The sequence below is a fragment of the Enterobacter sp. HMSC16D10 genome (assembly GCF_001807145.1).
Taxonomy (GTDB): Bacteria; Pseudomonadota; Gammaproteobacteria; order Enterobacterales; family Enterobacteriaceae; genus Enterobacter; species Enterobacter roggenkampii.
This window is the reverse complement of record NZ_KV787851.1, coordinates 33,355-56,949: the sequence shown is the minus strand read 5'-3', so window position 1 is coordinate 56,949 and position 23,595 is coordinate 33,355. Positions and strand designations below refer to the sequence as shown.

18 protein-coding genes and 1 pseudogene are annotated in these 23,595 nt (G+C 57.6%); 11 read left to right on the top strand and 8 right to left on the bottom strand.

Going from position 1 to position 23,595, the window contains the following annotated elements:
* Positions 1-5: 5 nt before the first annotated feature.
* The gene (gene mntS, locus HMPREF3143_RS06690; protein WP_008501175.1) at positions 6-134 is read right to left on the bottom strand and encodes a manganase accumulation protein MntS; all 129 of its coding nucleotides are present in this window, start codon (positions 132-134) and stop codon (positions 6-8) included.
* 183 nt (positions 135-317) lie between these two features.
* Between mntS and mntR the strand changes: the two genes are divergently transcribed.
* The 6 genes from mntR to HMPREF3143_RS06660 all read left to right on the top strand — a co-directional run bounded on the left by mntR (position 318) and on the right by HMPREF3143_RS06660 (position 7,329).
* Positions 318-791 carry a manganese-binding transcriptional regulator MntR gene (gene mntR, locus HMPREF3143_RS06685; RefSeq protein ID WP_008501176.1) on the top strand — a complete coding sequence of 158 codons (474 nt, stop codon included), beginning with the start codon at positions 318-320 and terminating at the stop codon, positions 789-791.
* The gene (locus HMPREF3143_RS06680) at positions 788-1,897 is read left to right on the top strand and encodes an anion transporter (protein WP_021240969.1); all 1,110 of its coding nucleotides are present in this window, start codon (positions 788-790) and stop codon (positions 1,895-1,897) included. Before mntR ends, HMPREF3143_RS06680 begins: the two co-directional genes overlap by 4 nt.
* A 101-nt stretch (positions 1,898-1,998) precedes the next feature.
* Positions 1,999-3,093, top strand: a complete 1,095-nt coding sequence (locus tag HMPREF3143_RS06675) for an HlyD family secretion protein (protein ID WP_021240968.1) — start codon at positions 1,999-2,001, stop codon at positions 3,091-3,093.
* Complete coding sequence (locus HMPREF3143_RS06670; RefSeq protein WP_008501179.1) at positions 3,090-4,661, top strand: DHA2 family efflux MFS transporter permease subunit; 1,572 nt, start codon at positions 3,090-3,092, stop codon at positions 4,659-4,661. Before HMPREF3143_RS06675 ends, HMPREF3143_RS06670 begins: the two co-directional genes overlap by 4 nt.
* A complete protein-coding gene (locus tag HMPREF3143_RS06665) occupies positions 4,661-6,184 on the top strand; it encodes an efflux transporter outer membrane subunit (RefSeq protein ID WP_070532354.1) in 1,524 nt (507 codons plus the stop codon). The genes HMPREF3143_RS06670 and HMPREF3143_RS06665 overlap by 1 nt, the downstream gene beginning before the upstream one ends.
* 104 nt (positions 6,185-6,288) lie before the next feature.
* Positions 6,289-7,329: an aldo/keto reductase gene (locus HMPREF3143_RS06660; RefSeq protein WP_070532351.1), complete on the top strand. Its 1,041-nt coding sequence runs from the start codon at positions 6,289-6,291 to the stop codon at positions 7,327-7,329.
* A gap of 114 nt (positions 7,330-7,443) precedes the next feature.
* Here HMPREF3143_RS06660 and HMPREF3143_RS26230 read toward each other — a convergent pair.
* Positions 7,444-8,337 (bottom strand): annotated as a pseudogene (locus HMPREF3143_RS26230) (succinylglutamate desuccinylase/aspartoacylase family protein).
* A 510-nt stretch (positions 8,338-8,847) separates the two neighbouring features.
* Between HMPREF3143_RS26230 and HMPREF3143_RS06650 the strand changes: the two are divergent.
* From HMPREF3143_RS06650 to HMPREF3143_RS06640, 3 genes are read left to right on the top strand one after another with little or no spacing between them, the layout of a single operon-like run.
* Positions 8,848-10,224 (top strand): glycoside hydrolase family 1 protein, encoded by a 1,377-nt coding sequence (locus tag HMPREF3143_RS06650; RefSeq protein WP_008501183.1) that lies wholly within the window; start codon positions 8,848-8,850, stop codon positions 10,222-10,224.
* 51 nt (positions 10,225-10,275) lie between these two features.
* Positions 10,276-11,598: a PTS sugar transporter subunit IIC gene (locus HMPREF3143_RS06645; protein WP_070532347.1), complete on the top strand. Its 1,323-nt coding sequence runs from the start codon at positions 10,276-10,278 to the stop codon at positions 11,596-11,598.
* A 15-nt stretch (positions 11,599-11,613) separates the two neighbouring features.
* Positions 11,614-12,330, top strand: a complete 717-nt coding sequence (locus HMPREF3143_RS06640; protein ID WP_045336705.1) for a GntR family transcriptional regulator — start codon at positions 11,614-11,616, stop codon at positions 12,328-12,330.
* 8 nt (positions 12,331-12,338) lie between these two features.
* On the opposite strand, the gene HMPREF3143_RS06635 is transcribed toward HMPREF3143_RS06640, so the two are convergent.
* Together HMPREF3143_RS06635 and ldtB are read right to left on the bottom strand one after the other, a co-directional pair.
* The gene (locus HMPREF3143_RS06635; RefSeq protein ID WP_052686633.1) at positions 12,339-13,148 is read right to left on the bottom strand and encodes a glycosyltransferase; all 810 of its coding nucleotides are present in this window, start codon (positions 13,146-13,148) and stop codon (positions 12,339-12,341) included.
* Positions 13,149-13,390: 242 nt separating this feature from the next.
* Positions 13,391-14,311, bottom strand: a complete 921-nt coding sequence (gene ldtB, locus HMPREF3143_RS06630; RefSeq protein ID WP_008501186.1) for a L,D-transpeptidase — start codon at positions 14,309-14,311, stop codon at positions 13,391-13,393.
* A 222-nt stretch (positions 14,312-14,533) separates the two neighbouring features.
* On the opposite strand from ldtB, the gene HMPREF3143_RS06625 reads away from it, so the two are divergent.
* On the top strand, positions 14,534-16,129 hold the full coding sequence (locus HMPREF3143_RS06625) for an ABC-F family ATPase (RefSeq protein ID WP_008501187.1): 1,596 nt from the start codon (positions 14,534-14,536) through the stop codon (positions 16,127-16,129).
* Between the two features lie 83 nt (positions 16,130-16,212).
* Here HMPREF3143_RS06625 and HMPREF3143_RS06620 read toward each other — a convergent pair whose 3' ends face one another.
* The gene (locus tag HMPREF3143_RS06620) at positions 16,213-18,576 is read right to left on the bottom strand and encodes a glycoside hydrolase family 31 protein (RefSeq protein WP_070532344.1); all 2,364 of its coding nucleotides are present in this window, start codon (positions 18,574-18,576) and stop codon (positions 16,213-16,215) included.
* 17 nt (positions 18,577-18,593) lie between these two features.
* Positions 18,594-19,895, bottom strand: coding sequence for an MFS transporter (locus HMPREF3143_RS06615; protein WP_008501189.1), 1,302 nt, complete (start codon positions 19,893-19,895; stop codon positions 18,594-18,596).
* A gap of 288 nt (positions 19,896-20,183) precedes the next feature.
* On the opposite strand from HMPREF3143_RS06615, the gene HMPREF3143_RS06610 reads away from it, so the two are divergent.
* Positions 20,184-21,257 (top strand): LacI family DNA-binding transcriptional regulator, encoded by a 1,074-nt coding sequence (locus tag HMPREF3143_RS06610; protein ID WP_008501190.1) that lies wholly within the window; start codon positions 20,184-20,186, stop codon positions 21,255-21,257.
* On the opposite strand, the gene HMPREF3143_RS06605 is transcribed toward HMPREF3143_RS06610, so the two are convergent.
* Positions 21,254-22,510 carry a DUF1479 domain-containing protein gene (locus HMPREF3143_RS06605; protein WP_070532341.1) on the bottom strand — a complete coding sequence of 419 codons (1,257 nt, stop codon included), beginning with the start codon at positions 22,508-22,510 and terminating at the stop codon, positions 21,254-21,256. The two genes, HMPREF3143_RS06610 and HMPREF3143_RS06605, sit on opposite strands and share 4 nt — an antisense overlap.
* A gap of 151 nt (positions 22,511-22,661) precedes the next feature.
* Entirely contained in the window at positions 22,662-23,477 is an 816-nt protein-coding gene (locus tag HMPREF3143_RS06600) for a Cof-type HAD-IIB family hydrolase (RefSeq protein ID WP_008501192.1), read from the bottom strand.
* Between the last annotated feature and the right edge of the window lie 118 nt (positions 23,478-23,595).

The window sequence follows — 23,595 nt, the reverse complement described above, 5'->3', positions numbered from 1 at the left end:
GCCGCTTAGTGGGAAGGTTTGTCATCCTGATGCGGTTTGCCGTTAAACATATCGCACAGCATGTTCAGCAGCATTAAGCGCACTTTAAAGGGGGAGTGGGTAAACACGGTCATGCACCTCTTGAATTCGTTCATAAGACCTCCTGATTTTTGATCCCTTCGATCCGTGAAGGGTGACTGCATTACATACAGATATAGCACAGGCTATATTGTATAGCTATGGCTATTTCGTTAATTTTTTGTGCTTGTGGAGGGATGGTTTACAATGTGCGCTCTCGATACCGGGCGCTGGAAGCGTCACCCCACTGAGGAAGTACAATGAACCGTCGCGCAGGTAAGCCAACCATTAAAAAAACGACGCAACTGGTGAATGTTGAAGAGCATGTCGAAGGTTTTCGCCAGGTCCGAGAAGCGCACCGGCGTGAACTGATTGATGATTATGTTGAACTCATTTCCGATCTGATTCGTGAGGTCGGGGAAGCGCGTCAGGTCGATATGGCCGCCAGGCTGGGGGTATCGCAGCCAACTGTCGCAAAAATGTTAAAACGTCTCGCCTCCGTGGGCCTAATTGAAATGATCCCCTGGCGCGGGGTCTTTCTGACGCCAGAAGGGGAGAAACTCGCGCAGGAGAGCCGCGAGCGCCACCAGCTTGTCGAGAATTTTTTACTGGTGCTGGGCGTCAGCCCGGAGATTGCCCGCCGGGATGCGGAAGGCATGGAACACCACGTCAGCGAAGAGACGCTGGTGAAGTTTCGCGAATTTACCCTTAAATATGGTCCCTCCGCTGAATGAAAATCCCTGGACTGCAGGCTCTGGCACGCGATCGTTTCTTCCATCTCTTATTACTCATTGGCGCAGGGTTAAGCCTCTTTGTGCCGTTTGCGCCGCAGGCCTGGCCCGCTGCCATTGACTGGCGCACCATCATTACCCTGAGCGGCCTGATGATGCTCACCAAAGGGGTTGAGCTGAGCGGCTATTTTGACGTTCTGGGCCGTAAAATGGTGCGCCGCTTTGCCACCGAGCGCAGGTTGTCCCTGTTTATGGTGTTTTCCGCCGCGGTGCTGTCGACGTTTCTGACCAACGACGTGGCGCTGTTTATCATCGTGCCCCTCACCCTCACGCTGCGTAAGCTTTGCGAGATCCCGGTAAGCCGGCTGATCATCTTCGAAGCGCTCGCCGTTAACGCCGGTTCTCTGTTAACGCCCATCGGTAACCCGCAAAATATCCTCCTCTGGGGCCGTTCCGGGCTATCGTTCGCCGCTTTTACCTGGCAGATGGCGCCGCTGGCGCTGGTGATGATGCTGTCGCTGCTGGCGGTCTGCTGGTTTGCCTTTCCGGATAAAAAACTGCAGTACCACAGCGGCACCACGGGCCCGCAGTGGCAGCCGCGTCTGGTCTGGAGCTGCCTCGGGTTATATATCGTCTTTCTGTTCGCGCTGGAGCTGAAGTATGAAGTGGCGGGCGTGTTGCTTGTCGCCGCGGGCTTTGTCGTCCTGGCGCGGCGCGTGCTGGTCAGCGTGGACTGGACGCTGCTGCTGGTCTTTATGGTGATGTTTATTGATGTGCATCTGCTTATCCAGCTTCCGGTGCTGCAAAACGTGCTCCACAGCGTCAGCACGCTGTCTCAGCCGGGACTGTGGCTGACGGCGATTGGCCTGTCGCAGTTTATCAGCAACGTGCCTTCCACCATTCTGCTGCTCAACTATGTTCCGCCGGACACGCTGCTGGCCTGGGCGGTGAATATCGGCGGGTTTGGGCTGCTGCCCGGCTCGCTGGCCAACCTGATTGCCCTGCGCATGGCCAACGATCGCCGCATCTGGTGGCGCTTCCATCTCTGGTCAATCCCGATGCTGGTTTGGGCCGCGGCGATCGGTTTCGGAATATTCCTTCTCATATAGTGCGCAATTTGTCAGTTTTTCCTGGCAAACGTATAGCAACGTCCTAGCTTTAGTGAACGGCATAGTGTGATGCCGCTCACTGACAGGACTGTTGCTGAACTATGGCTGAAGATCAAAATCCGCCTGCTGACGAGCAGGACAAAAACAATAATGAGCGTAAGCGCCCGGGCAAAAAACCGTTAATTATCCTCGGCATTGTCGTGGTGGTGATGGTCGTCGTGGCGCTGGTCTGGTGGTTTTTAACCCGTAACGAAGAGACGACTGACGACGCCTTTACCGACGGCGACGTGGTGACGATTGCCCCGAAAACGGCAGGCTACGTCACCGAGCTGCGGGTGCGCGATAACCAGCGCGTGAAAAAAGGCGATCTGCTGGTGGTCATCGATCCGCGTGATACCACCGCGCAGCGCGATCAGGCTCAGGCCCAGCTTGGGCTGGCTATCGCGCAGCTGCACCAGGCCCAGGCGCAGCTCGCACTCTCCAAAGTGCAGTATCCCGCCCAGCGTGACGAAGCCAAAGCGCAGGTGCTGAAAGCGCAGGCCGATCTGGCGAACGCGCAGGCGGAGTATCGCCGCCAGCGCGGCGTCGATCCGCGGGCGACCACCCAGCAAAGTATTGATTCTGCGAATGCGCAACTGCGCAGCGCCCAGGCGGGTCTGGCCAGCGCTCAGGCGCAGCTGGAAGTGGCAGAGCAGGTACAGCTGCAAATCCGCCAGCAGGAAACCAACGTTGAAGCGCGCGAGCGTCAGGTCGAACAGGCCAAAGCGCAGCTGGAAACGGCCAATCTGAACCTCTCTTACACCGAAGTCCGCGCCCCGTTCGACGGGTTTGTCACCAAACGCAACGTGCAGCCCGGTACGCTGGTGCAGGCGGGAACGGCGCTGTTCTCACTGGTTTCGCCGAACGTGTGGGTGGTGGCGAACTTCAAAGAGTCCCAGCTTGAGCGCATGAAGCCCGGCGATAAAGTCACCGTGTCGGTCGACGCGTGGCCGGATATGGCGCTTGAGGGCCACGTTGACAGTATCCAGCAGGGCAGCGGCTCGCGCTTCTCCGCCTTCCCGGCTGAAAATGCCACCGGTAACTTTGTCAAAATTGTGCAGCGCGTGCCGGTGAAAATCGTGATTGATAAGGGGCTCGATCCGAACAAACCGCTGCCGCTGGGGCTGTCGGTCGCGCCGAAGGTGACGGTGGAATGACGGATCACAGCCACGACAGCTGGAAGCCCGCCAGCAATCCGTGGGCGGTGGCGATTGTCGTCACCCTGGCGGTGTTTATGGAAATTCTGGACACCACCATCGTGAACGTGGCGCTGCCGCACGTTGCAGGTTCGCTCTCGTCCAGCTATGACGAATCCACCTGGGTGTTAACCAGCTACCTGGTCGCGAACGGCATCGTGCTGCCCATCTCGGCGTTTCTGAGCCGGGTGTTTGGCCGCAAGCAGTTCTTCCTGATCTGCATCGTCATGTTCACCGTCTGCTCGTTCCTCTGCGGCATCGCCACCGAGCTGTGGCAGATCATCCTGTTCCGCGTGATGCAGGGCTTTTTTGGCGGCGGGCTGCAGCCCACCCAGCAGTCGGTACTGCTCGACTACTTCAAGCCGGAGGACAGGGGCAAAGCGTTCGGCCTCTCCTCCATCGCGATTATTGTTGCACCGGTCCTCGGCCCGACGCTGGGGGGCTGGATCACCGACAACTACTCCTGGCGCTGGGTGTTCTTCATCAATATCCCGGTGGGGATTGTCACGGTGCTGGCGATCTACCAGCTGCTGGAAGATCCGCCGTGGGAGAGCAAGTCTAAAGAGAAGCTGACCATCGACTGGACGGGGATCGGCCTGATCGCCTTAGGGCTTGGCTGCCTGCAGGTGATGCTTGACCGGGGAGAAGATGAGGACTGGTTCTACTCGAACTTTATCCGTACCTTCGCGGTGTTAACGCTAATCGGCATTATCGGTGCCATTTACTGGCTGGTGTATGCCAAAAAACCGGTGGTGGATCTGCACTGCATGAAGGACCGCAACTTTGCGATTTCCAGCCTGCTGATGGCGGGGATGGCGATGATTTTGTACGGCAGCTCGGTGGTGATCCCCCAGCTGGCGCAGCAGGATTTAGGCTATACCGCCACCTGGTCCGGGCTGGTGCTGTCGCCCGGGGCGGTGCTGATTGTATTAACGATCCCGCTGGTGCTGAAGCTGATGCCGGTGGTGCAGACGCGCTGGATTATTGCCTTTGGCTTTACCTGCCTGGCGGTGTCGTTCTTCTGGTCGCGCACGCTGACCCCGGATATCGACTTTGAAACCCTGGTGCTGTTCCGCAGCGCCCAGTCGCTGGGGCTGGGGTTCCTGTTTGTGCCCCTGACCACCATTGCCTTTATTTCGATTCCAAGACGGCTGAATGCCGACGCGGCAGCGCTGTTCACCATGTTCCGTAACGTCGCGGGCTCGGTCGGGATCTCGCTGTCGACGGCGGCCATCACCGAACGGTCTCAGGCGCATAGCGCGCACCTTGCGTACCACGCCTCGCCGTTTAACGAACAGTTTCAGCAGGCAATACGCGAAAGCGCCCAGGCAATCCAGAACTTCACCACTCAGGTAGGGGACCCCACCGGGATTGCCACCGGACGCCTGTACCAGACCATGATCGAGCAGTCGCGCTTTTTGGCCTACATCGACGTCTTCACCCTTCTGAGCGCCGTGGCCTTGCTATTGATTCCGTTTTGTTTGTTGCTCTCGCCGGTTAAGAGCGAGGGGAGTGCAGGAGCACATTGATGATACACAGACGTTTACACCCCCTGATTATAATGATGCTGCTGGCAGGCTGCGCCGTCGGGCCGGACTATCAGCCGCCCGCGCCGCCTGCCGTGACGCACTGGAACGATAAGGGCGACAGCGGGGTAAAATCGCAGACGACCTCCGCCGCGACCAACCCGCGCTGGTGGAAGACCTTCGGCTCGCCGCAGCTCGACAGCCTGGTTGAGCGCGCCATCGCCGGAAACCTGACGCTGCAGCAAACGGTGCTGCGCATCGCGGGAGCGCGCGAGCAGATTAACCAGGCGGGCGGGGCGTTTTACCCGTCGGTGAACGGCAATCTGCAGGCGACGCGCCAGCAGCTCGGCCTGGAAGGGGAGCTGAAATCCCACGGCGTGTATGACCAGCTGGATAATGTCGATCCTGAGCTGCGGGGCGCGTTAGGCCCCCTGACGCAGCCGATCAACCTCTACCAGGGCAGCTTCGACGCCCAGTGGGAAATTGACCTCTGGGGCAAGGTGCGCCGACAGGTGGAAGCCGCCGAAGCGCAGCAGAAAGCGGCTATCGAGCAGCGTAACGACGCGCTGGTGTCGCTGGAGGCGGAAGTGGCGCGCGCGTGGCTCCAGCTGCGCGGGGCGCAGAGCATTATCGCCACGCTGAACACCCAGATTAAAAGCGCGCAGCAGACGCTGGATCTGACCGAGAGCCGCCAGCGCGGCGGGCTGTCGCCGCAGATGGACGTGGAGAATGCGCGGGCGCAACTGGGTAACCTGGAGGCGCAGCTGCCGCAGTACCAGGCGCAGGAGCGGCAGGCGATGAATGGCCTGGCGATCCTCCTTGGCAAGCCGCCGGGTGCGCTCGATGCGGAGTTACAAAGCGTGCAGCCGATGCCCGAATTGCCGGATATCGTGCAAACCGGCATTCCGTCTACGCTCGCGCGACGCCGTCCGGACGTGCGCGAAGCGGAGGCGAATCTTCATGCCGCCACGGCGCAGATTGGCGTATCGGTGGCCCAGCTGTTCCCGAGTTTTACCCTCTCCGGGCAGTTTGGCCTGCGCAACAGCGAAACCAACTGGCTGACCGACTGGAGCAGCCACTTCTACAGCTTTGGCCCGCAGGTCTCCATCCCCATCTTCCAGGGCGGTCGACTGGTCTCCAGCGTGAAGGTGGCGCGCGCGCAGCAGGGAGCCGCGGTGCTGGACTATCGGCAGACGGTGCTCACCGCGCTTGGCGATGTCGAAAATGCGCTGGTGAGCTATCGCACCGACCAGCAGCGTGAAGCGGGCCTGGCGAAAACCATTGATGCCCTGCAAAACGCCTTTGACCTGGCGAGCGACAGCTATCGTCAGGGGATCGCCAGCTTTATCGACGTGCTGGACGCCCAGCGGCAGCTGGCGCAGGCCGAGCAGCAGCGCGCACAGGCGCAGGTGCAAAGCGCGCTCGATCTGGTGGCGCTCTACAAGGCGCTCGGCGGCGGCTGGGAGCCGTATCAGCAGGTGCAATTACCGGACTACAGCGTCTTTGGCGACGCCCCGCGCGGATAAATTTTCAGAGGATTGGGCAAGAAACGGACAGGAACGCCACATTCGCGATGGCAGAGGGGCGGGTATAACTAACAGACACCCAATCGACATGCGAGGAAAGCGTTATGCGTTATCAAAAACTGGGCAACACCGGACTGTTCGTTTCTGAACTCTGCCTCGGCACCATGACCTTCGGCGGTGAAGGCGGCATGTGGGGCAAGATAGGTCAGCTCCAGCAAAGTGAAGCAGAACAGCTGGTGGGCCGCGCGCTGGATGCCGGGATCAACTTTATCGACACCGCGGACGTTTACTCGGAAGGGCGTTCGGAGGCGATCGTCGGGCAGGCGCTGAAAAACCTGAAAATTCCGCGCGAGAACGTGGTAGTCGCCACTAAAGTATTTGGCGAAACGGGAACGGCAGGAGTGAACTCGCGCGGCAGCTCGCGCTATCACATCATCAGCAGCGTGAAGGAGAGCCTGCGCCGCCTGCAGCTCGATCATATCGATCTCTATCAGCTGCACGGCTTCGACCCGGCCACGCCGATTGAAGAGACGCTGTATGCGCTGGATAACCTGGTGCAGCACGGCCACGTGCGCTATATCGGCGTCTCGAACTGGGCGGCGTGGCAGATTGCCAAAGCGCTGGGCATTTCCGAGCGCCTCGGGCTGGCGCGCTTCGCATCCCTCCAGGCGTATTACACCATCGCCGGACGCGATCTTGAGCGCGAGCTGGTTCCCATGATACAGAGCGAAGGCGTCGGGCTGATGGTCTGGAGCCCGCTGGCGGGCGGCCTGCTGAGCGGGAAATATGGCCGCGACGGGCAGAGCGAAGCCGGTAGCCGCCGTCTGGAGTTTGACTTCCCGCCGGTGAACAAAGAGCGCGCCTTTGACTGCGTGGACGTGATGCGCGTGATTGCCGAAAGTAAGGGCGTCTCCGTCGCGCAAATCGCGCTGGCGTGGCTGCTGCACCAGAAGGCGGTGACCAGCGTCATCATTGGCGCGAAGCGCGTTGAGCAGCTGGACGACAACATTGCCGCCACCGGGCTCCGCTTAAGCGAAGACGAGCTCAAACAGCTGGATGCGGTGAGCGCACTGCCGCGCGAGTATCCCGGCTGGATGCTGGAGCGGCAGGGAGAGTATCGCCGTAATCAGCTCGCGCAACAGTAACTCTCCGCATCAGGTATTTTTTAAATTTGTTTGCCCATCGGTACAGAAATCGGCGAAAGCGGCTTATTTCACTGAGCACGCTTTTGCCGATTCAACGATGGGCTGTGGCGGGAATCAGCAACCGTCTTTGCAGGTTGCCGCTGGGTTTTGCTCAAGGATTCTTACCAGCAGGGCTCGGGGTTCTCTCACGACATCTGTTCCAACTGACAGTACTTTGCCGTCCCGCTCTGCTGAATACTTCGCGACAACATCACCGAATGCATTTCGCTGCAGGGCGACCTCTTGTCCTGCTTTTACCGTGTCGCCGGGTTTAACGAAAACTTCCGCAAACCCGCCCGTGGTTGCTCGTATTGAACTGATCGCATTACCAATATACGTTTTATTGCTGCTGGCGGTTGCGCCGATTTTGCCTTCAATCACCTTGTAATGAATCAGTACATTGAGGGCACCCTCTACACCCCGGGCAATCATATCCTGCTGGTAAATCCTCGGCTCTCCCGTCTCGGCCGTTATCGCCGGGATACCATTTTGAATAAAGGTTGTCTCCATTTAGCCGGCTTCGCCGGGATCTTTCTTAATTTGATCGGCCGGAAAAAGTTCTGCAATCGTCCGGGCATCCGCATTGCGGTAGTCGGCATAAATGAACAGCGGATAAGCCGTTCCGGTAGACTGGGTGTGATAGTCAATCGCCAGGTCGACATTTCCTTTGTAAACCTTATTCCACATCATCCATGCCTGACGCTCGGCAGGGTTACCCGTTTCTTTTCCTGGATGCACGCGGTTGTAGTCGATCGTCTCGCCCCCATCGGTTGAAACGGACCATGTCCGGGAGACCCTTTCAAGTCCAGAACGGTTTGGACCTATAATGCCAATAACGCTGCCGTTCATTTTTGCGGGGTCCAGTTGTTCCATCACTTTTTGTACGATGCGCACTCCGTTTAGCTCATCGCCATGGACGCCCGCCTGCAGAAGGACTTTCTTCCCGTCCGTTTTGCCTTTTGCCACCATGATGGGGACATACCAGCGCTGTCCTGTTCCTGTCTCAACCCCCTCGAACATGAAGCGATGTTGTCCTGCTGTCAGGTCTGATACATCCAGAGTCGAGATAACCGGCACTCCTTGCACCTTATCACCCGTATACACCGTTGCCGCGTGAGTCATTGAGCATGGCAACGCTAAGCTGAGAGCGAATGCGATACGGCTAGTAAATATCTTCATGAGCGTCATTTTCCATTTGATAGGGTTGAGATTTTTATTTTTCGGCCTGGGCCGTGGTTCGTGCTCATTAAGTTAATAGTGATTTTATGAGGCCAGCCAGCGGCACGATCGGGAAATGTGATTTTGCATAGGCTAACGCACCGGCCTCAATAACAGGGTTTGCGCGAATCATTTTTCCTGCCCGGCGTCTTCTTTCTAATCTACCTCACAAAAAACGATCCTCCGCTTTGATCGACATGCCATCTTCGCCTATATGACTAGTCATGGAATTTTAAATGACTAGTCATATGGGGAGGAAACATGAGCAATCAGCTGCCGGCCAACTTTTTATGGGGCAACTCGGTATCGAGCATGCAGACGGAAGGGGCCTGGAACGAGGGCGGGAAGGGGATGTCGGTGTACGACATTCGCGAAGCTGGGGAGAACATCTCCGACTGGAAAGTGGCGACCGACTCCTACCATCGCTACCGGGAAGATTTCGACCTGATGCAGGATCTGGGCATGAACTGCTATCGCTTCCAGATCTCCTGGAGCCGCGTCTGTCCGCAGGGTGACGGCGCGTTCAACGACGAGGGCATCGCGTTTTACGACCGCTTTATTGACGATCTCATCGCCCGCGGTATTGAGCCGATGATCTGCCTCTACCACTTCGATATGCCGCTGGCGCTGGCGCAGGAGTACAACGGCTTCAATGACCGCCGGGTAATGGACGCCTTTATCCGCTACGGTAAAAAGATGATCGACTGCTTTGGCGACCGCGTGAAGTACTGGCTGACCTTCAACGAGCAGAACATCTTCCATATGCCGGAAGCATTCCGCATTTCTGGCTACATGAAAGGCGATCAAACCCTGCGCGAGCTGTACGAGCTGCAGCACCATACCATGGTGGCGCACATGGCGCTGACCGAGTATCTGCACCAGACGAAACCGGGCCAGCTGATGGGCGGCATGCTGGCGCACCAGCTGGTTTACCCGGCCACCTGCAAACCGCGCGATATCTTCTGCGCCCAGCAGTACGACGAGTTCCTCAACCAGAACCTGCTGCGCGTCTTTGCCGGGCAGGGCTACAGCCCGGCGGTGATGGCGGTGGTTGAGCAGGAAGGCTTTGGTGATATCTACCGTGCCGAAGATTTAGCGCTACTGGCGCGCACCAGAAACGACTATATGGCCTTCAGCTACTACGCCAGCAAAACGCTGGACAGCGATGCGATCCCGGAAGGCACGCCGGTCAACTATTACCTGCTGCACGGCGAGAAAAATAACCCCTACCTGAAAGCCACCGAGTGGAACTGGCAGATCGACCCGCTCGGTTTTCGCACCATCATTACCCGCTACGCCAACGACTGGCGCATGCCGGTCTTCCCGATTGAAAACGGCATTGGCGTGATTGAGTCCTGGGATGGCGTCAACCCCATCGAGGATACCTACCGCATCGACTACCACCGGGCGCACATCGAGGCGATGAAAGCGGCGATATTCGAGGATGGGGCAGAGGTCATGGGCTACCTCGGCTGGGGGTTAATCGACATTCTCAGCTCCCAGGGCGACATGCGTAAGCGCTACGGCGTGGTCTACGTCAACCGGGAAAACCACGACCTGAAAGACCTCAGGCGCGTGCCGAAGAAGAGCTACGCGTGGTTAAAACAGGTTATCCATACCAACGGACGCGAGATGTAAGCCGTACGCAGCCGGGCCGTTTTTGTGACTGATTGATGGGAACACTCCGCTATGTCTGAAACAAAAATCACACCGCACATGCAGTCCTTTGTCGATAAGTTTGTCGAGTTCTCGGCGCGCCTGGCAAACCAGGTGCACCTGCGCTCCCTGCGCGACGCCTTCGCCACGGTGATGCCGATTTTCATCCTCGCCGGCCTGGCGGTGCTGGTGAACAACGTGGTGTTCCCGTGGATTTTTCACGGCGATACGCTGGCACACTTCAAAGTGTGGGGCGAGGCGATTATCAACGGCACGCTTAACATCGCCGCGCTGCTGCTGGCCCCGATGATCGCCTGGTCACTGGCGCGCAACAAAGATTTCGACAACCCGGTCTCGGCAGTGGTTATCGCCGTCAGCAGTTTTATCATCATGATGCCGATGCGCTTACAGGTTACGCCCGTTGGCAGCGACGCCGCGGTGAACGTCACGCAGGTGCTGACCTTCGCCAATATCGGCTCCACCGGGATTTTCGCCGGGGTGCTGATTGGGCTGCTCTCAACGGAAGTGTTTATCGCGATTTCGCGCCTGAAGGCGCTGCACATATCGCTCGGGGAAAATGTGCCCCCAGCGGTCAGCAAATCCTTTACCGCGCTGATCCCGACGATCCTCACGCTCTCCCTGTTCGCGGTGCTGGCGGCCATACTGGCAAACGTGCTGCACACGGATCTGATTCATCTCATTACGACCTTTATCCAGCAGCCGCTGCGGCTGATCAACACCAGCCTGCCGGGGACGATTTTCATCTACAGCTTCGGCAACTTCCTGTTCACGCTCGGTATTCATCAGTCGGTGGTCAACAGCGTGGTGCTGGAGCCGTTTCTGCTGATCAACACCAACGAGAACATGCTGGCCTTCGCCAACGGCCAGCCCATTCCGCACATCATCAACAACATCTTCGTGCCGACGTTTGGCATGGTGGGCGGAACCGGCAGCACGATCTCGCTGCTGATCGCCATCTTTATCTTCTCACGACAACAGTCGGCGAAGCAGGTGGCGCGTCTGTCGCTGGCGCCCGGCTTATTCAACATCAACGAGCCGGTGATCTTCGGCCTGCCGATTGTCTTTAACCTGCCGCTAATGATCCCGTTTGTGCTGTTGCCCGCGATAGGCATTTACTTCGCCTGGCTCTGTACCACGCTGGGATTCATGTCGCGCTGCGTGGTGATGATCCCGTGGACCACGCCGCCGATTCTCAGCGCCTGGCTGGCGACGGCAGGGGACTGGCGGGCGGTGGGGGGGCAGTTGGCAATCATTGTATTTGGTGTATTCTTCTACCTGCCTTTCCTCAAGATTGCCGAGCGAGTGGCGTTGAAAAACAGCGGGATAGAAAACTAACTGTAAGGAAGGACGATGGCGGCGAAGTACATCACCATAGCGCGGGAAATCAAGAAACGCATTATCAGCCAGCAGTACGCCGCCAATGAACCGCTCCCGGACCAGTTTGCGCTGGCGGCGGAGTTCAGCACCAGCCGGATGACCATCCAGCAGGCGATGCGCCAGCTGATCGTCGAAGGGCTGGTCTACACCCGTCAGGGGCAAGGGACGTTCATCCGCAAAAACTTCCTCCAGCTCTCGCAGTGGGATCTCTCCGGCAGCGACTATTTCGGTGCCACCAAAACCTGGGAACATCTGGGCACGGTTACCAGCCAGGTGGTGCATTTTGAACTGCGCTTCCCGAACGAAAAAGAGCAGGCGTCGCTGATGATTAACGCCGATGCGCCCGTCTATGACTTTATTCGTCTGCGCTTATTAAACGGCGAACCCATGTCGCTGGATTCCACGGTGATGCCGATGAATCTGGTGCCGGGCCTGACGAAAAGCCATCTTGAAGGGTCAGTGTTCCAGTACGTGCAGGAGACCCTGGGGCTGAAAATTATGGGGTCATATCGGGTGGTGCGGGCGCTTAAGCCCAGCGCGCTGGACAGGGAGCATCTGGTCTGCGAGCATACCGATCCGGTGCTGGAAGTGGAGCAGGTGATTTATCTGGAGGACGGCACTGCGCTGGAGTATGCCCACTGCCACTATCGGTACGACCACGGCGGGATTGTTATCGTGAATAACGGATAGTCCGTCCTTCAGGCACACGACTCGAAATAGCTGTCTGTATCTTTTATGTAAAGATCGTTCTGACACAGATGCTGAATATGACCCGGCTTAAATGTAAAACGGATTTTTTGGATCCAGGATCGTTTTATTTTGCTGGTATTGTCGCGTGATAATCCATAATCATGAATTATCTCATGAACAAAACGAATGCTCTTTGCTGAAACATAGACCGGTGTTTTGGTGAGCTGAATCAGTTTGCTGATCCAAATATCATCTGCGCGAGGACAAACCCGAATAAAATCCTCGTTAAAATGGAAATACTCCGGAATCATGTTTTTCTTGAGGACAACGCCACCAAGACCGGTGATGATATAGTTTTGCTTAACAACTTTTGGCACGGTGATAAGCGGGAAATTACGATAGGTATCAAGAAGTTCTTTCTTCTTCTTTACTGTTTCGCGCACGCGCGCAGCAACCACATATTCCTGATTGTGGTGGTAAAAATCATCTAGTAGGGTTTCTGCCCACATTTCGTTATAAATGGCGTCATCGTCGGCATAAATCAGAATATCCTCTTCCGTTGCCGCTTGTAACGCAGGAAACAATTTACGATAAGGCCCGGTGTTTTTAACCCATTTAAAAACCAGGTTTGTACCTGTCTGGCGAATTTTCTGCGCCCATTCAGGCTCTTCAGTGATGCCTTCATCACTGAGATAAGGTGTACTGGAGACCCATACAACAATTCGATCGACTTTTTTTCTCTGGTTCGCTAGTGACCACACTGTCTGCGAACAGAGATAAAGGCGCGATTTTGTTGTTGTTAAGTTAATACTGATCATTGTACTAAGTGTGCTCCAGGAAATAAAAAGACCCTATAAATACAGATTAAACTGATGTTATAAGTAGGCGCATCATAACACTTAGAGGATCAGATGTAACCACGCCGGGTTGGCAGAAAATGGCAAGAATGGGACTTACGGCAATAATTGCTGTTCAGAAACGATGAGTGCAGTGGGTATCGCGGAGTAATAAGACCCCGAGATTTCGAGGTCTTATAAGGTACTTTAAAGATTCAGAAAGATCAGTTCAGACGCACCGGCATACCGGAACGGTTCTGAATCGCCTGGTCGACGATGGTGGTTTCCACGTCAGGCTGAGAGGTCACGGACTGCACCGCGCTGTTCAGCGTAATCGGCACGATCTCGTTGTTGTTGATCTGGTCTTCGCTGGTGGACAGCGGGTTGTGCACTTCGATGTAGCGGCTGCCGTCTGGCTCAGACGTCGCTTTCACCGGTTCGTTGATGAACTGCACGCGCGTACCGACCGGCACGTTTTCGAACAGGAACTTGATGTCGTCGTTACGCAGACGCACGCAGCCGTGACTTACGCGCAGACCGATACCGAAGTTGGCGTTGGTGCCGTGAATCGCGTACAGACGACCAATGTACAGGGCATACAGACCCATCGGGTTATCCGGGCCGGCTGGCACCACGGCTGGCAGCGGTTCGCCCGCAGCGATGTATTCCGCGTGCATTTTGGCGGTTGGGGTCCAGGTTGGGCCCGCTTTCTTACGTTCAACTTTGGTGGTCCAGTTCAGCGGGGTGTCTTTACCCAGCTGGCCGATACCGATTGGCAGCACGATAACGGTATTGGTGCCTTTCGGGTAGTAATACAGACGCATTTCGGCGCTGTTGATCACGATACCTTCATGAACGGTATCCGGCAGGATCAGCTGCTGAGGAATATTCAGCACGGTACCTGCTTTTGGCAGATACGGGTCAACGCCCGGGTTCGCTTCCAGCATGTTAGACAGGCCCAGCTGGTACTGCGCGGCGAAATACTCCAGCGGCTGAGAGTTACCCTCAGGCACCGTCACCACCTGGTTTTGACCCACCAGACGGCTTCCGTCGGTCGGCAGGGGATACGTCACCGCAGACGCGGTCTTACAAAAACCTACTACGGCTAACGCCGCCGCAAAAAGCGTTGTTAATTTCATGTTCATGTTGTGCGAGGTATCTAAGCCATTCAGGCGATGAGTTGATAAGTCTGAATCTGTGATGGGAGCGCATTATATGTGCATTCCCGCTAACAGGGAATTCAGATGTGTACGAAATCACATTTTTTTCGATTTTGTTAAAGTTTAGTGGATTGCCGCAACACGGGATCTCAATTCGGAATTGTGGCATAATGCCGTGTTTATCACACTTTTCGCAGGAATCTCCCCGTGTTAGTTACCAGCAACGTCACTATGCAGTTTGGCAGTAAGCCGCTGTTCGAAAACATTTCCGTCAAATTTGGCGGCGGCAACCGTTACGGCCTGATTGGCGCCAACGGTAGCGGAAAATCCACCTTCATGAAGATCCTCGGCGGCGATCTGGAGCCGACCCTCGGCAACGTCTCGCTCGACCCTAACGAGCGTATCGGTAAGCTGCGTCAGGATCAGTTCGCCTTCGAAGAGTTCACCGTGCTGGACACCGTGATCATGGGGCACGCGGAGCTGTGGGAAGTGAAGCAGGAGCGCGATCGCATCTACGCGCTGGCCGAAATGAGCGAAGAAGATGGCTATAAGGTGGCCGATCTGGAAACGCAGTACGGCGAGATGGACGGTTACTCTGCGGAAGCGCGTGCGGGCGAGCTGCTGCTGGGCGTCGGCATTCCGGTTGAACAGCATTACGGCCCGATGAGCGAAGTTGCGCCAGGCTGGAAGCTGCGCGTGCTGCTGGCTCAGGCGCTGTTCTCTAACCCGGACATCCTGCTGCTCGACGAACCAACGAACAACCTGGACATCGACACCATCCGCTGGCTGGAGCAGACGCTCAACGACCGCGACAGCACCATGATCATCATCTCGCACGACCGTCACTTCCTGAACATGGTCTGTACGCACATGGCGGATCTGGACTACGGCGAGCTGCGCGTCTATCCGGGCAACTATGACGAGTACATGACCGCCGCCACCCAGGCGCGCGAGCGTCTGCTTGCGGACAACGCCAAGAAGAAAGCGCAGATTGCGGACCTGCAGTCCTTCGTTAGCCGCTTCAGCGCCAACGCCTCTAAGTCGCGTCAGGCGACCTCGCGTGCGCGTCAGATCGACAAAATCAAGCTGGAAGAGGTTAAAGCCTCCAGCCGTCAGAACCCGTTCATCCGCTTCGAGCAGGACAAGAAGCTGTTCCGTAACGCGCTGGAAGTGGAAGCCCTTACCAAAGGCTTCGATGAAGGCCCGCTGTTTAAAAACTTCAACCTGCTGCTGGAAGTGGGCGAGAAGATTGCCATTCTGGGCGCCAACGGCGTGGGTAAATCCACCATGCTGAAAACCCTGGTCGGCGAACTGCAGCCGGACAACGGCACCGTGAAATGGTCCGAGAATGCGCAGATTGGCTACTACGCGCAGGATCATGAGTACGAATTCGAAAATGACCTCACCGTCTTCGACTGGATGAGCCAGTGGAAGCAGGAAGGCGACGACGAGCAGGCGGTGCGCAGCATCCTGGGCCGTCTGCTGTTCAGCCAGGACGACATCAAAAAGCCGGCTAAAGTGCTCTCCGGTGGCGAGAAAGGCCGCATGCTGTTCGGCAAGCTGATGATGGAAAAACCGAACATTCTGGTGATGGACGAACCGACTAACCACCTGGACATGGAATCGATCGAATCCCTGAACATGGCGCTGGAGATGTATCAGGGCACCCTGATCTTCGTCTCTCACGACCGCGAGTTCGTCAGCTCGCTGGCAACCCGCGTGATCGAGATTACGCCAGAGCGCGTGGTGGACTTCACCGGTAACTACGAAGATTACCTGCGCAGCAAAGGTATCGACGGCTAAAAAAAAGCCCGGTGGCGCTTCGCTTACCGGGCCTACGGGTGACTTTGTAGGCCGGGTAAGGCGAAGCCGCCACCCGGCAATGTTCAGAGCACCCACTCACTCCTTTCAACCCCGTTCACCCGCAGCGTACGTTTTTCCCCCGCCGGTAATGATACCTTCAGCGCCTTCCACGCCGGACGATAGTCGCCGCGCGCGTTCACCTTCAGGTTGATGGTTGCGCCGTCGCACACCATCTCCCATTCCACCCACAGCGCATTGCCGTTCAGGTAGCCCCAGCTTTCACCGTCGTCTTCAAACAGCAGCCCCGAGGTTGTGCCCACGCCTTTCACCGGGAACAGCTTCAGCTCGCGGGTCGTATCTTTTTCGGCACTCACATGCGTGATGCGCTCGCTGAGCGGCAGACCGGCCCCGGCGCGCACCAGCAGCGGCAGTTTTTCGAGCGGCGCATCGAGGACGATGGATTGTCCGCCCGCATACCACGCGTGAGTGTAAAAATCGTACCAGCCCGTTTCGTTATCCGGCAGCCAGACGCGGCGCTCGCGCTGCCCGGCTTCGACGACGCTGGCGACCAGCAGGTCGCGGACCAGCAGGAAGTCGTCGCACTCTTTGAAGGTTTGCGCGTCGTGCTCGTGGTCGAGGAAGGTCGGGCGCAGCATCGGCTCGTCGTCGGCGTGCGCCTGCCAGAGCAGGGTGTAGAGATACGGCAGCAGGCGGTAGCGCAGCTCAATCGCGCCGCGAATGGCAGGCGTGACGCCCGGATACATCCACGGCTCGTTCACCGTGTGGTCATCGTTCCACGAGTGAATGGTAAAGCGCGGGTGCATCACGCCGTTCTGCACCCAGCGCACGAACAGCTCGGCGTCCGGCTTGTCGCCGGAGAAACCGCCGACGTCATGGCCGACGTTGAACAGCCCGGACAGGCTCATGCCCAGCCCCATGCGGATGTTATAGCGCAGGGTGTCCCAGTTGGTGCGGTTGTCGCCGCTCCAGGTCTGGACGTAGCGCTGCATCCCGGCGCAGCCGGAGCGGGAGATCAGATACGGACGCTTTTCCGGCGCAAAGCGCTGCTGCGCTTCCAGCGAGGCGCGCATCATCAGCAGCGGCATCACCGGGCGAATATGCTTGATGGCGATCTCCTTGCCGAAACCATAGCAGCGGGCTTCCCCGTCCCACACTTCGTACTCGTTGTTGTCGTTCCAGGTGGAGTCGATGCCCATCTCCAGCAGCTGCGTGGTGACGCCGTTCTGCCACCACTGCACCGTCTGCGGGTTGGTAAAGTCGAGGTGCGAGCCTTCGTCATCCCAGAAGCTGGAGCGTTCGGGTGCATCGGTTTCTGAATCGCGAATGAACAGGCCGCTCTCCGCCACTTCGCTGTAGCGCGGATGATCCTGCAGCAGGCACGGCTTGATGTTTGCGGCCAACTTCAATCCCGCGTCGTGGAACGCCTGGCTCATCACCTTCGGCTGCGGCACCTTGTCATAGTTCCAGTTGAAGACGTAGCGCTTGCCGTTTATGGAGGTATAGCCAGACGAAAGCTGGAACGAGTCGCACGGAATGGCGTGCTCTTCGCACAGGCGGATGAAGTTCATCAGCTGATTCTGCGCGTCCGGCGCGTCGGTGTAGTGCATGGTTGAGCCGCTGTAGCCCAGGCTCCATTTCGGTCCGAACAGCGTTTTTCCGGTCAGGCGAACAAAGGCTTTGGTGACGTCCAGCACGCGTCTGCCGGTAAAGAGGTAATAATCGATATCGCCCGCTTCCGCCTGCCAGCGGCGATAGGCGGTGTGGTAGTTGTCGATTTCGTTACCGAGATCCAGCCAGCAGCTGCTCAGGTTGTCGTAGAACAGGCCGTAGCTCACGTCGTCGCGGCGGGCGATAGTGAACGGAATGTGCTTGTACAGCGGGTCGGTGCTGGCGGCGTTGTAGCCCATGGCGTCGAGGTTGCGCATCTCGTAGCGTTTACCGTTGCGCTGCAGATCGCCCGCTTTCTCACCCAGGCCGTAGAAACGCTCGTCCTTGCGGCGGCTGAGGTAGTGCGCCACGCCGTCGCCGTGGGCGTTCAGCAGGTAGGCGCTGGTGGGGCGGTCGTTGACCAGCGGCTGCCACTCGCCCGCGTCATTGCGGTAGTGCCACTCCAGCCACAGCGGCTGGTGGACGGTGACGCGCAGCTGCTCGGTTGCCACGGTTAACGTATCGTCCTGCTGCGTCAGCGTCCAGGCGGGGCAGGAGAAGCCGCTCAGATCGTCGCGACGGCGACCTTCCCACGGCACGTCTTTTTCCGGTGCGATGCTCCAGGTGCGGTCCAGCGCCAGCTCGCCCTTGCGTTTGATCAGCACGCGGAACAGGTTCTCTTCCAGCACATACAGGCACAGGCGGTGCTGGCTATCGACCAGCAGTTCCAGATGGTTTGCCGACTGCGTATCAAGGGTCCAGTTTTTCAGGGTTTTCATATGCAATACATCCACTATCAGGCGCGCTTCGCGCGACGTTCAGCAATAAATGCTACCAGGAAGAGAGCGCCAATCAGGTCAAAGAAGCCCATGGCAATAAAGAGCGGGTTAAAGCCGATTTTGTCGGCGGTTACACCGATTAACAGCGAGAACAGGAAGCTGGCGATCCACGCCGCCGAGCCGCGCATGCCGTTGACGGTCGCCATCTGGCCTTTGTCGAACGACTCCACGACCAGGGCGCTGAGCATGCAGGAGATGATCTGGTGCCCGAAGCCGCCGATGGAGATCAGCACAATGGTGATATACGGGTCGCGGGTAATGGCCACGATGGCCAGCGAGATCATCAGGAACGCGCCGGTCACGGAGCTGGCGACAACCGAGTTAACGCGTGAGCAGCCGAACAGGCGGGTGTACAGACGCGTCAGGTAGCCGCTTGCCACGCTGCCGAGGTCGGCGGCGAGGAACGGCAGCCAGGCAAACATCGCAATCTGCTTCAGGTCCATGCCGTGCTCTTTGGCAAGGTACAGCGGCACCCAGAAGCTCAGCACCGCCCAGGCGGGTTCTGCCATAAAGGCCGGAATGGCGATACCGTAGAAACGTTTGTTTTTTGAAACGGTTTTCAGAGCGGTCAGGAAAGGCAGTTTGACCGGCGCCGGTTCGTTATCCTGCTTGATAAACGCCAGCTCGTCCTTGCTCAGGTTCGGGTGCTGCTCGGGATTGTGGTAGAACGCCCACCAGAGGATCACCCACAGCAGCGCCAGCACGCCGGTAAACATAAACGCCCCCTGCCAGCCGAACGAGGCGTGAGCAAAGTAGATGATAGGCGGAGCCAGCATTGCGCCGATGGAGAAGCCCACGCCCGCCCAGCCGGCGGCAACGGGACGCTCTGATTTCGGGAACCATTCGCCGATGGTTTTGGCGTTCGCCGGGGTGGCGGCGGCTTCGGAAGCTCCCATAAAGAAGCGCAGTATGGCCAGGTGCAGCCAGCTTCCGGCGCCCGCGTGGAAAATACACATCAGCGCCCAGATCCCGGCGCAGACCATAAAGCCAATCTTCAGGCCAATGACGTCAATCAGCCAGCCGCACAGGGGCTGGAAAATGGTATAGGCGATCTGGAAGGCGCCAACGATCCAGGAGTACTGCTCGGTGGTGATCCCGAGGCTCTCTTTTAGCTCCGGAGCGAGAATACCTAAGGAATTTCGGGTGATGTAGTTAACGGTGACGCCCAGCAAAAACAGCACCAGCACGTACCAGCGCAGGTTCTTGATGACGCGACGGGTTTTGCTTGTCGCAATGGTGTTATTGATGTCCTGACTCATTTTACTCTCCACAAGACGGACGGTAAGGGGACGGAGGTTCAGGTGTCACACAGATTGTTATGCCTTTGATTTCTATCCGCTTATAATGCTTAAGTTGCTATACAACTAGTATGGAAGCTGTGTGACAAGTTCACCTTAAGGAAGAAAATGATTGGGCAAAAGTGGATTTTGTGCAAAATTTCTCATAACCGACGAAAACACTCTGGCATGATGGCATTCATGCCAGTTATTGCCTGACAAACACGCTATGAAAATTTTTTCATTTCGCAAATGGAGCCAGATCACAAAATGGACAAAAGGCTAAAAATCACCGAAATCGCGGCCCGCACGCAGCTCTCCATCAGCACCGTTTCGCGGGTGCTGGCGGGGAAAGCGAATACCAGCGAAAAAGCGCGCGCAAAGGTGCTGGCGTGCGCGCGCGAGCTGGGGGTAATGGACGGCATGGCGGCAGGGCGTCTGCTGCTTAACAGCCTGGTGGTTTTTGCCCCGCAGCGCGCCTTCGACGAGCGGTCCGACATCTTCTACTACCGCGTGATCCAGAGCGTGAGCAAAGCACTTGCCTCCCACGAGGTCCGGTTGCGCTACTGCGCGCTGGAGGAGAACGACAGCGACGCCCAGCTGTTTCTGGCGCGGATGAACGAGCCGGATACGCAGGCGGCCATTCTTCTCGGTATTGACGATCCGCATATCCACGATCTGGCTGTGGACGTGGGCAAACCCTGCATGCTGATTAACTGCCGCGACCGGCACATGCGTCTGCCTGCCGTTGCGCCGGATCACCGCGCCATCGGCGAGCGGGCGGCGGAGTACCTGTTCGAGATGGGACACCGCGAGGTGATGAACGTGCTGTGCCTGCGGCGCTACACCATGGAGCTGCGCCTGTCGGGGATCCGCGACGCGTGGCAGTCCCACAACCTGGCGTTCAACGACAAGCGCGATCTGCTGGTGGTGCCGAGCTTCAGCGCCAGAGAGACGGAGCAGCTGGTGAGCGATTGGCTAAATCAGCAGCAGGGAAAAGACCTGCCGACGGCGTTCCTGGTTGGCGGCGACTTTATGGCGGCGGGCACCATCAGCGCATTACAAAACCACGGCCTGCGCGTGCCGCAGGACGTTTCGGTGATGAGCATCGACGGCTTTAACCTGGCGGCGATTCAGGATGTTCCATTAACGGCCGTGCATGTTCCCCGCGATGAGCTGGGAACGGAAGCGGTACATATGCTCCAGCAGCGGCTCATGCGCCTGGACGCGCCGGTAGGCACATTGCTGCTGAACGGCACGCTGGCCGTGCGGGAATCGGTACGGCGGATACGTCAGGGGAAACGACGCACCGCCGTGGAGCGGGAAGGGCTGTACGACAGCTAGACCATGCCCAGCGCGCGTTTGCCGTGGATGTTGAGATCGTTCACGGTAAAGCGGTCCTGCCAGGTTTTTTCATAATCCTCGCGCGGAAAGTCTCCCGGCGACGCGCCGGTTTCCAGCGCTTCCTTGACCTTCTTCGCATAGGCGAGGTTTTTCTCGCACATCGGTGCGGCGGGGATGTACATCACGTTGCCCCAGCCTTGCTGATCTTCCACCGGCGCGACGGAGTGGATCACATCGCAGTGCCACCACACCGAATCACCCGCCTCCAGCGCAGGAATGCTGGTCAGCGCATCGATAAGCAGCGGGTGCCACTTCTCGGAAACCGGCAGCACGCGCCCAGGCGCCACGCCGCACAGCTCGTCCTCCGGCACGTCGTCCAGCAGCGGACGCAGCAGAATATAGGCCATTGCTTCCGGGATCGGCACCACGTGCAGCAGCCCCTGGCCGGGGATCATATCCGACAGCGCCGTCCAGCCCTGGAAGGTGCGGAACACCGAGCATTTGGTGGTGTTATCCACGGTATACTCTTCCACTTCGGTACGGTGCGCGGCGTTCCACGGATCGTACTTGTCGACGTTGCCGTCAAACACGCGGGCGAAAACCTGCTGGTATGCCGGCAGCAGCCAGCGCTCCAGCGCGCCGGAGTCGGTATGCGCGCCGAGTCCTTTCGAGGTGGTTCCCGGCGGACGGCGGCGGATACGATCCGGGTAAATCACGCTCACGTCCGGGTCGAACCACTGCTTGCCGTTGCTCTCGAACGTCCATAAGCGGTTCAGGAACGACTGCACCTGCGCCATTTCTTCGCTCTGGCGCGCCTGCATTTGCGCCTGCGACCAGTAGATCGGGTAAATCTCCGGACGGGAAGCGCTCAGGGTGCCGAAGAAGTTATCGCCTGGCCCTTTGTACACCTCGTCAAACTTGTTCAGATCGAGGTAGTCGAGCATCGACTGATCCCACGCCAGCGCCTGCTCGCGCGGGAAGTGACCTTTAATCACCGCGCAGCCGCGGCGCTTAACGGCCTCGCGCTGCGCGTCGGTAATCGTGCCGTTTTTCACATCGTTAAACGGAATCACCGGCCAGACGGATTCACCTTTATTTTTAAGGGCGTTAATTTCCGCCACGCGGGTGGCAATGCTGTCGCTGAGCTTGTCGAACACCGCCTGCACGTCGCCGATCTGCGCGCGTAACTCACGTTTCAACTGACGGATTGCCGCTTTGTGATCCGCCGGCAAGGTTTCACTGGTAAAGGTCATAACTGCCTCGCATCTTTCATTCGAAAGTAAAAGTGTCTACAAGTGATACTTTAAGTTAAAAATAAGTTAATGCAAGTTTAAAAACTTGACCTGCGCCACAGGACGGGAAAATGAGTGGGGGTGCCGGAGCAGGGCTCCGGCGAGAAGAGGATCAGGCGTCGAACGGGGAATGGTTGTCGAGCACGGCCTGAATGACGTTAAGCGCGCCGTGATGGTTGTTGTCGTCAGTGCTGTAGCGGCTGATTTCTTTGATGCTCTCTGCCGCGTTACCCATCGCAAAGGAATATTTCACCAGCTTCAGCATCTCGGCATCGTTGCCGCTGTCGCCAATCGCCACGCACTCTTGCGGAGAAATTTTCCAGCGCTTCAGCAGACGGCTGATGCCGTTCGCTTTGTGCAGGCCGGGGATAATTAAATCCACAAAGCCAAAGCCGCTGGTGACCGGCTTCATGATGCCGTCCAGGGAGACGTGGAGTTTATCCACCAGATTAGGAATATCGCTGTCCGGCAGGTTCAGGGAGAACTTAAACAGCACGTCGTCAATGTCGCGGTAATCGCTGATGCGCTTTAAGCGGTGGTAGTGCTTTGACATTAGCGCCACGAACGCGTCGGGCGCTTTATCGCTGACGTAGGCGCTCTCCAGCCCGCAGGCCACGAAGTTCAGCCCTTTGTCTTTCAGCAGTTCGCCAATCACGATCTGCGATTCATGGCGGGTCAGTTCGCCGTGAAAAATCTGCTCGCCGCGATCGAACACCAGCGCGCCGTTTTCCGCCACGAAGGAGATCCGATCTTTAAGCTCCGGAAAGAAGGAGATGAGCTGGTAATACTGGTTGCCGCTGGCGACAACAAATTCAATGTCGCGGGCTTTAAGCTGTTCAAACTGTGCCTGGAAGCGGTCACGATCGTACTGCTTGGCATCATCAAGGAAAGTTCCGTCCATATCGGTGACGATAACTTTAACGGTCATACTGTGCTCCTGGGTCACTGCGTTTTGAAACATTCTAATAACAAGGTGACGAGGAGCACAAATTTAATTTCGAATGAAAGTCAGAAAGCCGGGTGGCGGCTTCGCCTTACCCGGCCTA

Bases quoted from the DNA above. Each gene is read 5' to 3' on its own strand.
- mntS (WP_008501175.1), bottom strand. From the start codon at position 134: ATGAACGAATTCAAGAGGTGCATGACCGTGTTTACCCACTCCCCCTTT.
- mntR (WP_008501176.1), top strand. From the start codon at position 318: ATGAACCGTCGCGCAGGTAAGCCAACCATTAAAAAAACGACGCAACTG.
- HMPREF3143_RS06680 (WP_021240969.1), top strand. From the start codon at position 788: ATGAAAATCCCTGGACTGCAGGCTCTGGCACGCGATCGTTTCTTCCAT.
- HMPREF3143_RS06675 (WP_021240968.1), top strand. From the start codon at position 1,999: ATGGCTGAAGATCAAAATCCGCCTGCTGACGAGCAGGACAAAAACAAT.
- HMPREF3143_RS06670 (WP_008501179.1), top strand. From the start codon at position 3,090: ATGACGGATCACAGCCACGACAGCTGGAAGCCCGCCAGCAATCCGTGG.
- HMPREF3143_RS06665 (WP_070532354.1), top strand. From the start codon at position 4,661: ATGATACACAGACGTTTACACCCCCTGATTATAATGATGCTGCTGGCA.
- HMPREF3143_RS06660 (WP_070532351.1), top strand. From the start codon at position 6,289: ATGCGTTATCAAAAACTGGGCAACACCGGACTGTTCGTTTCTGAACTC.
- HMPREF3143_RS06650 (WP_008501183.1), top strand. From the start codon at position 8,848: ATGAGCAATCAGCTGCCGGCCAACTTTTTATGGGGCAACTCGGTATCG.
- HMPREF3143_RS06645 (WP_070532347.1), top strand. From the start codon at position 10,276: ATGTCTGAAACAAAAATCACACCGCACATGCAGTCCTTTGTCGATAAG.
- HMPREF3143_RS06640 (WP_045336705.1), top strand. From the start codon at position 11,614: ATGGCGGCGAAGTACATCACCATAGCGCGGGAAATCAAGAAACGCATT.
- HMPREF3143_RS06635 (WP_052686633.1), bottom strand. From the start codon at position 13,148: ATGATCAGTATTAACTTAACAACAACAAAATCGCGCCTTTATCTCTGT.
- ldtB (WP_008501186.1), bottom strand. From the start codon at position 14,311: ATGAACATGAAATTAACAACGCTTTTTGCGGCGGCGTTAGCCGTAGTA.
- HMPREF3143_RS06620 (WP_070532344.1), bottom strand. From the start codon at position 18,576: ATGAAAACCCTGAAAAACTGGACCCTTGATACGCAGTCGGCAAACCAT.
- HMPREF3143_RS06615 (WP_008501189.1), bottom strand. From the start codon at position 19,895: ATGAGTCAGGACATCAATAACACCATTGCGACAAGCAAAACCCGTCGC.
- HMPREF3143_RS06610 (WP_008501190.1), top strand. From the start codon at position 20,184: ATGGACAAAAGGCTAAAAATCACCGAAATCGCGGCCCGCACGCAGCTC.
- HMPREF3143_RS06605 (WP_070532341.1), bottom strand. From the start codon at position 22,510: ATGACCTTTACCAGTGAAACCTTGCCGGCGGATCACAAAGCGGCAATC.
- HMPREF3143_RS06600 (WP_008501192.1), bottom strand. From the start codon at position 23,477: ATGACCGTTAAAGTTATCGTCACCGATATGGACGGAACTTTCCTTGAT.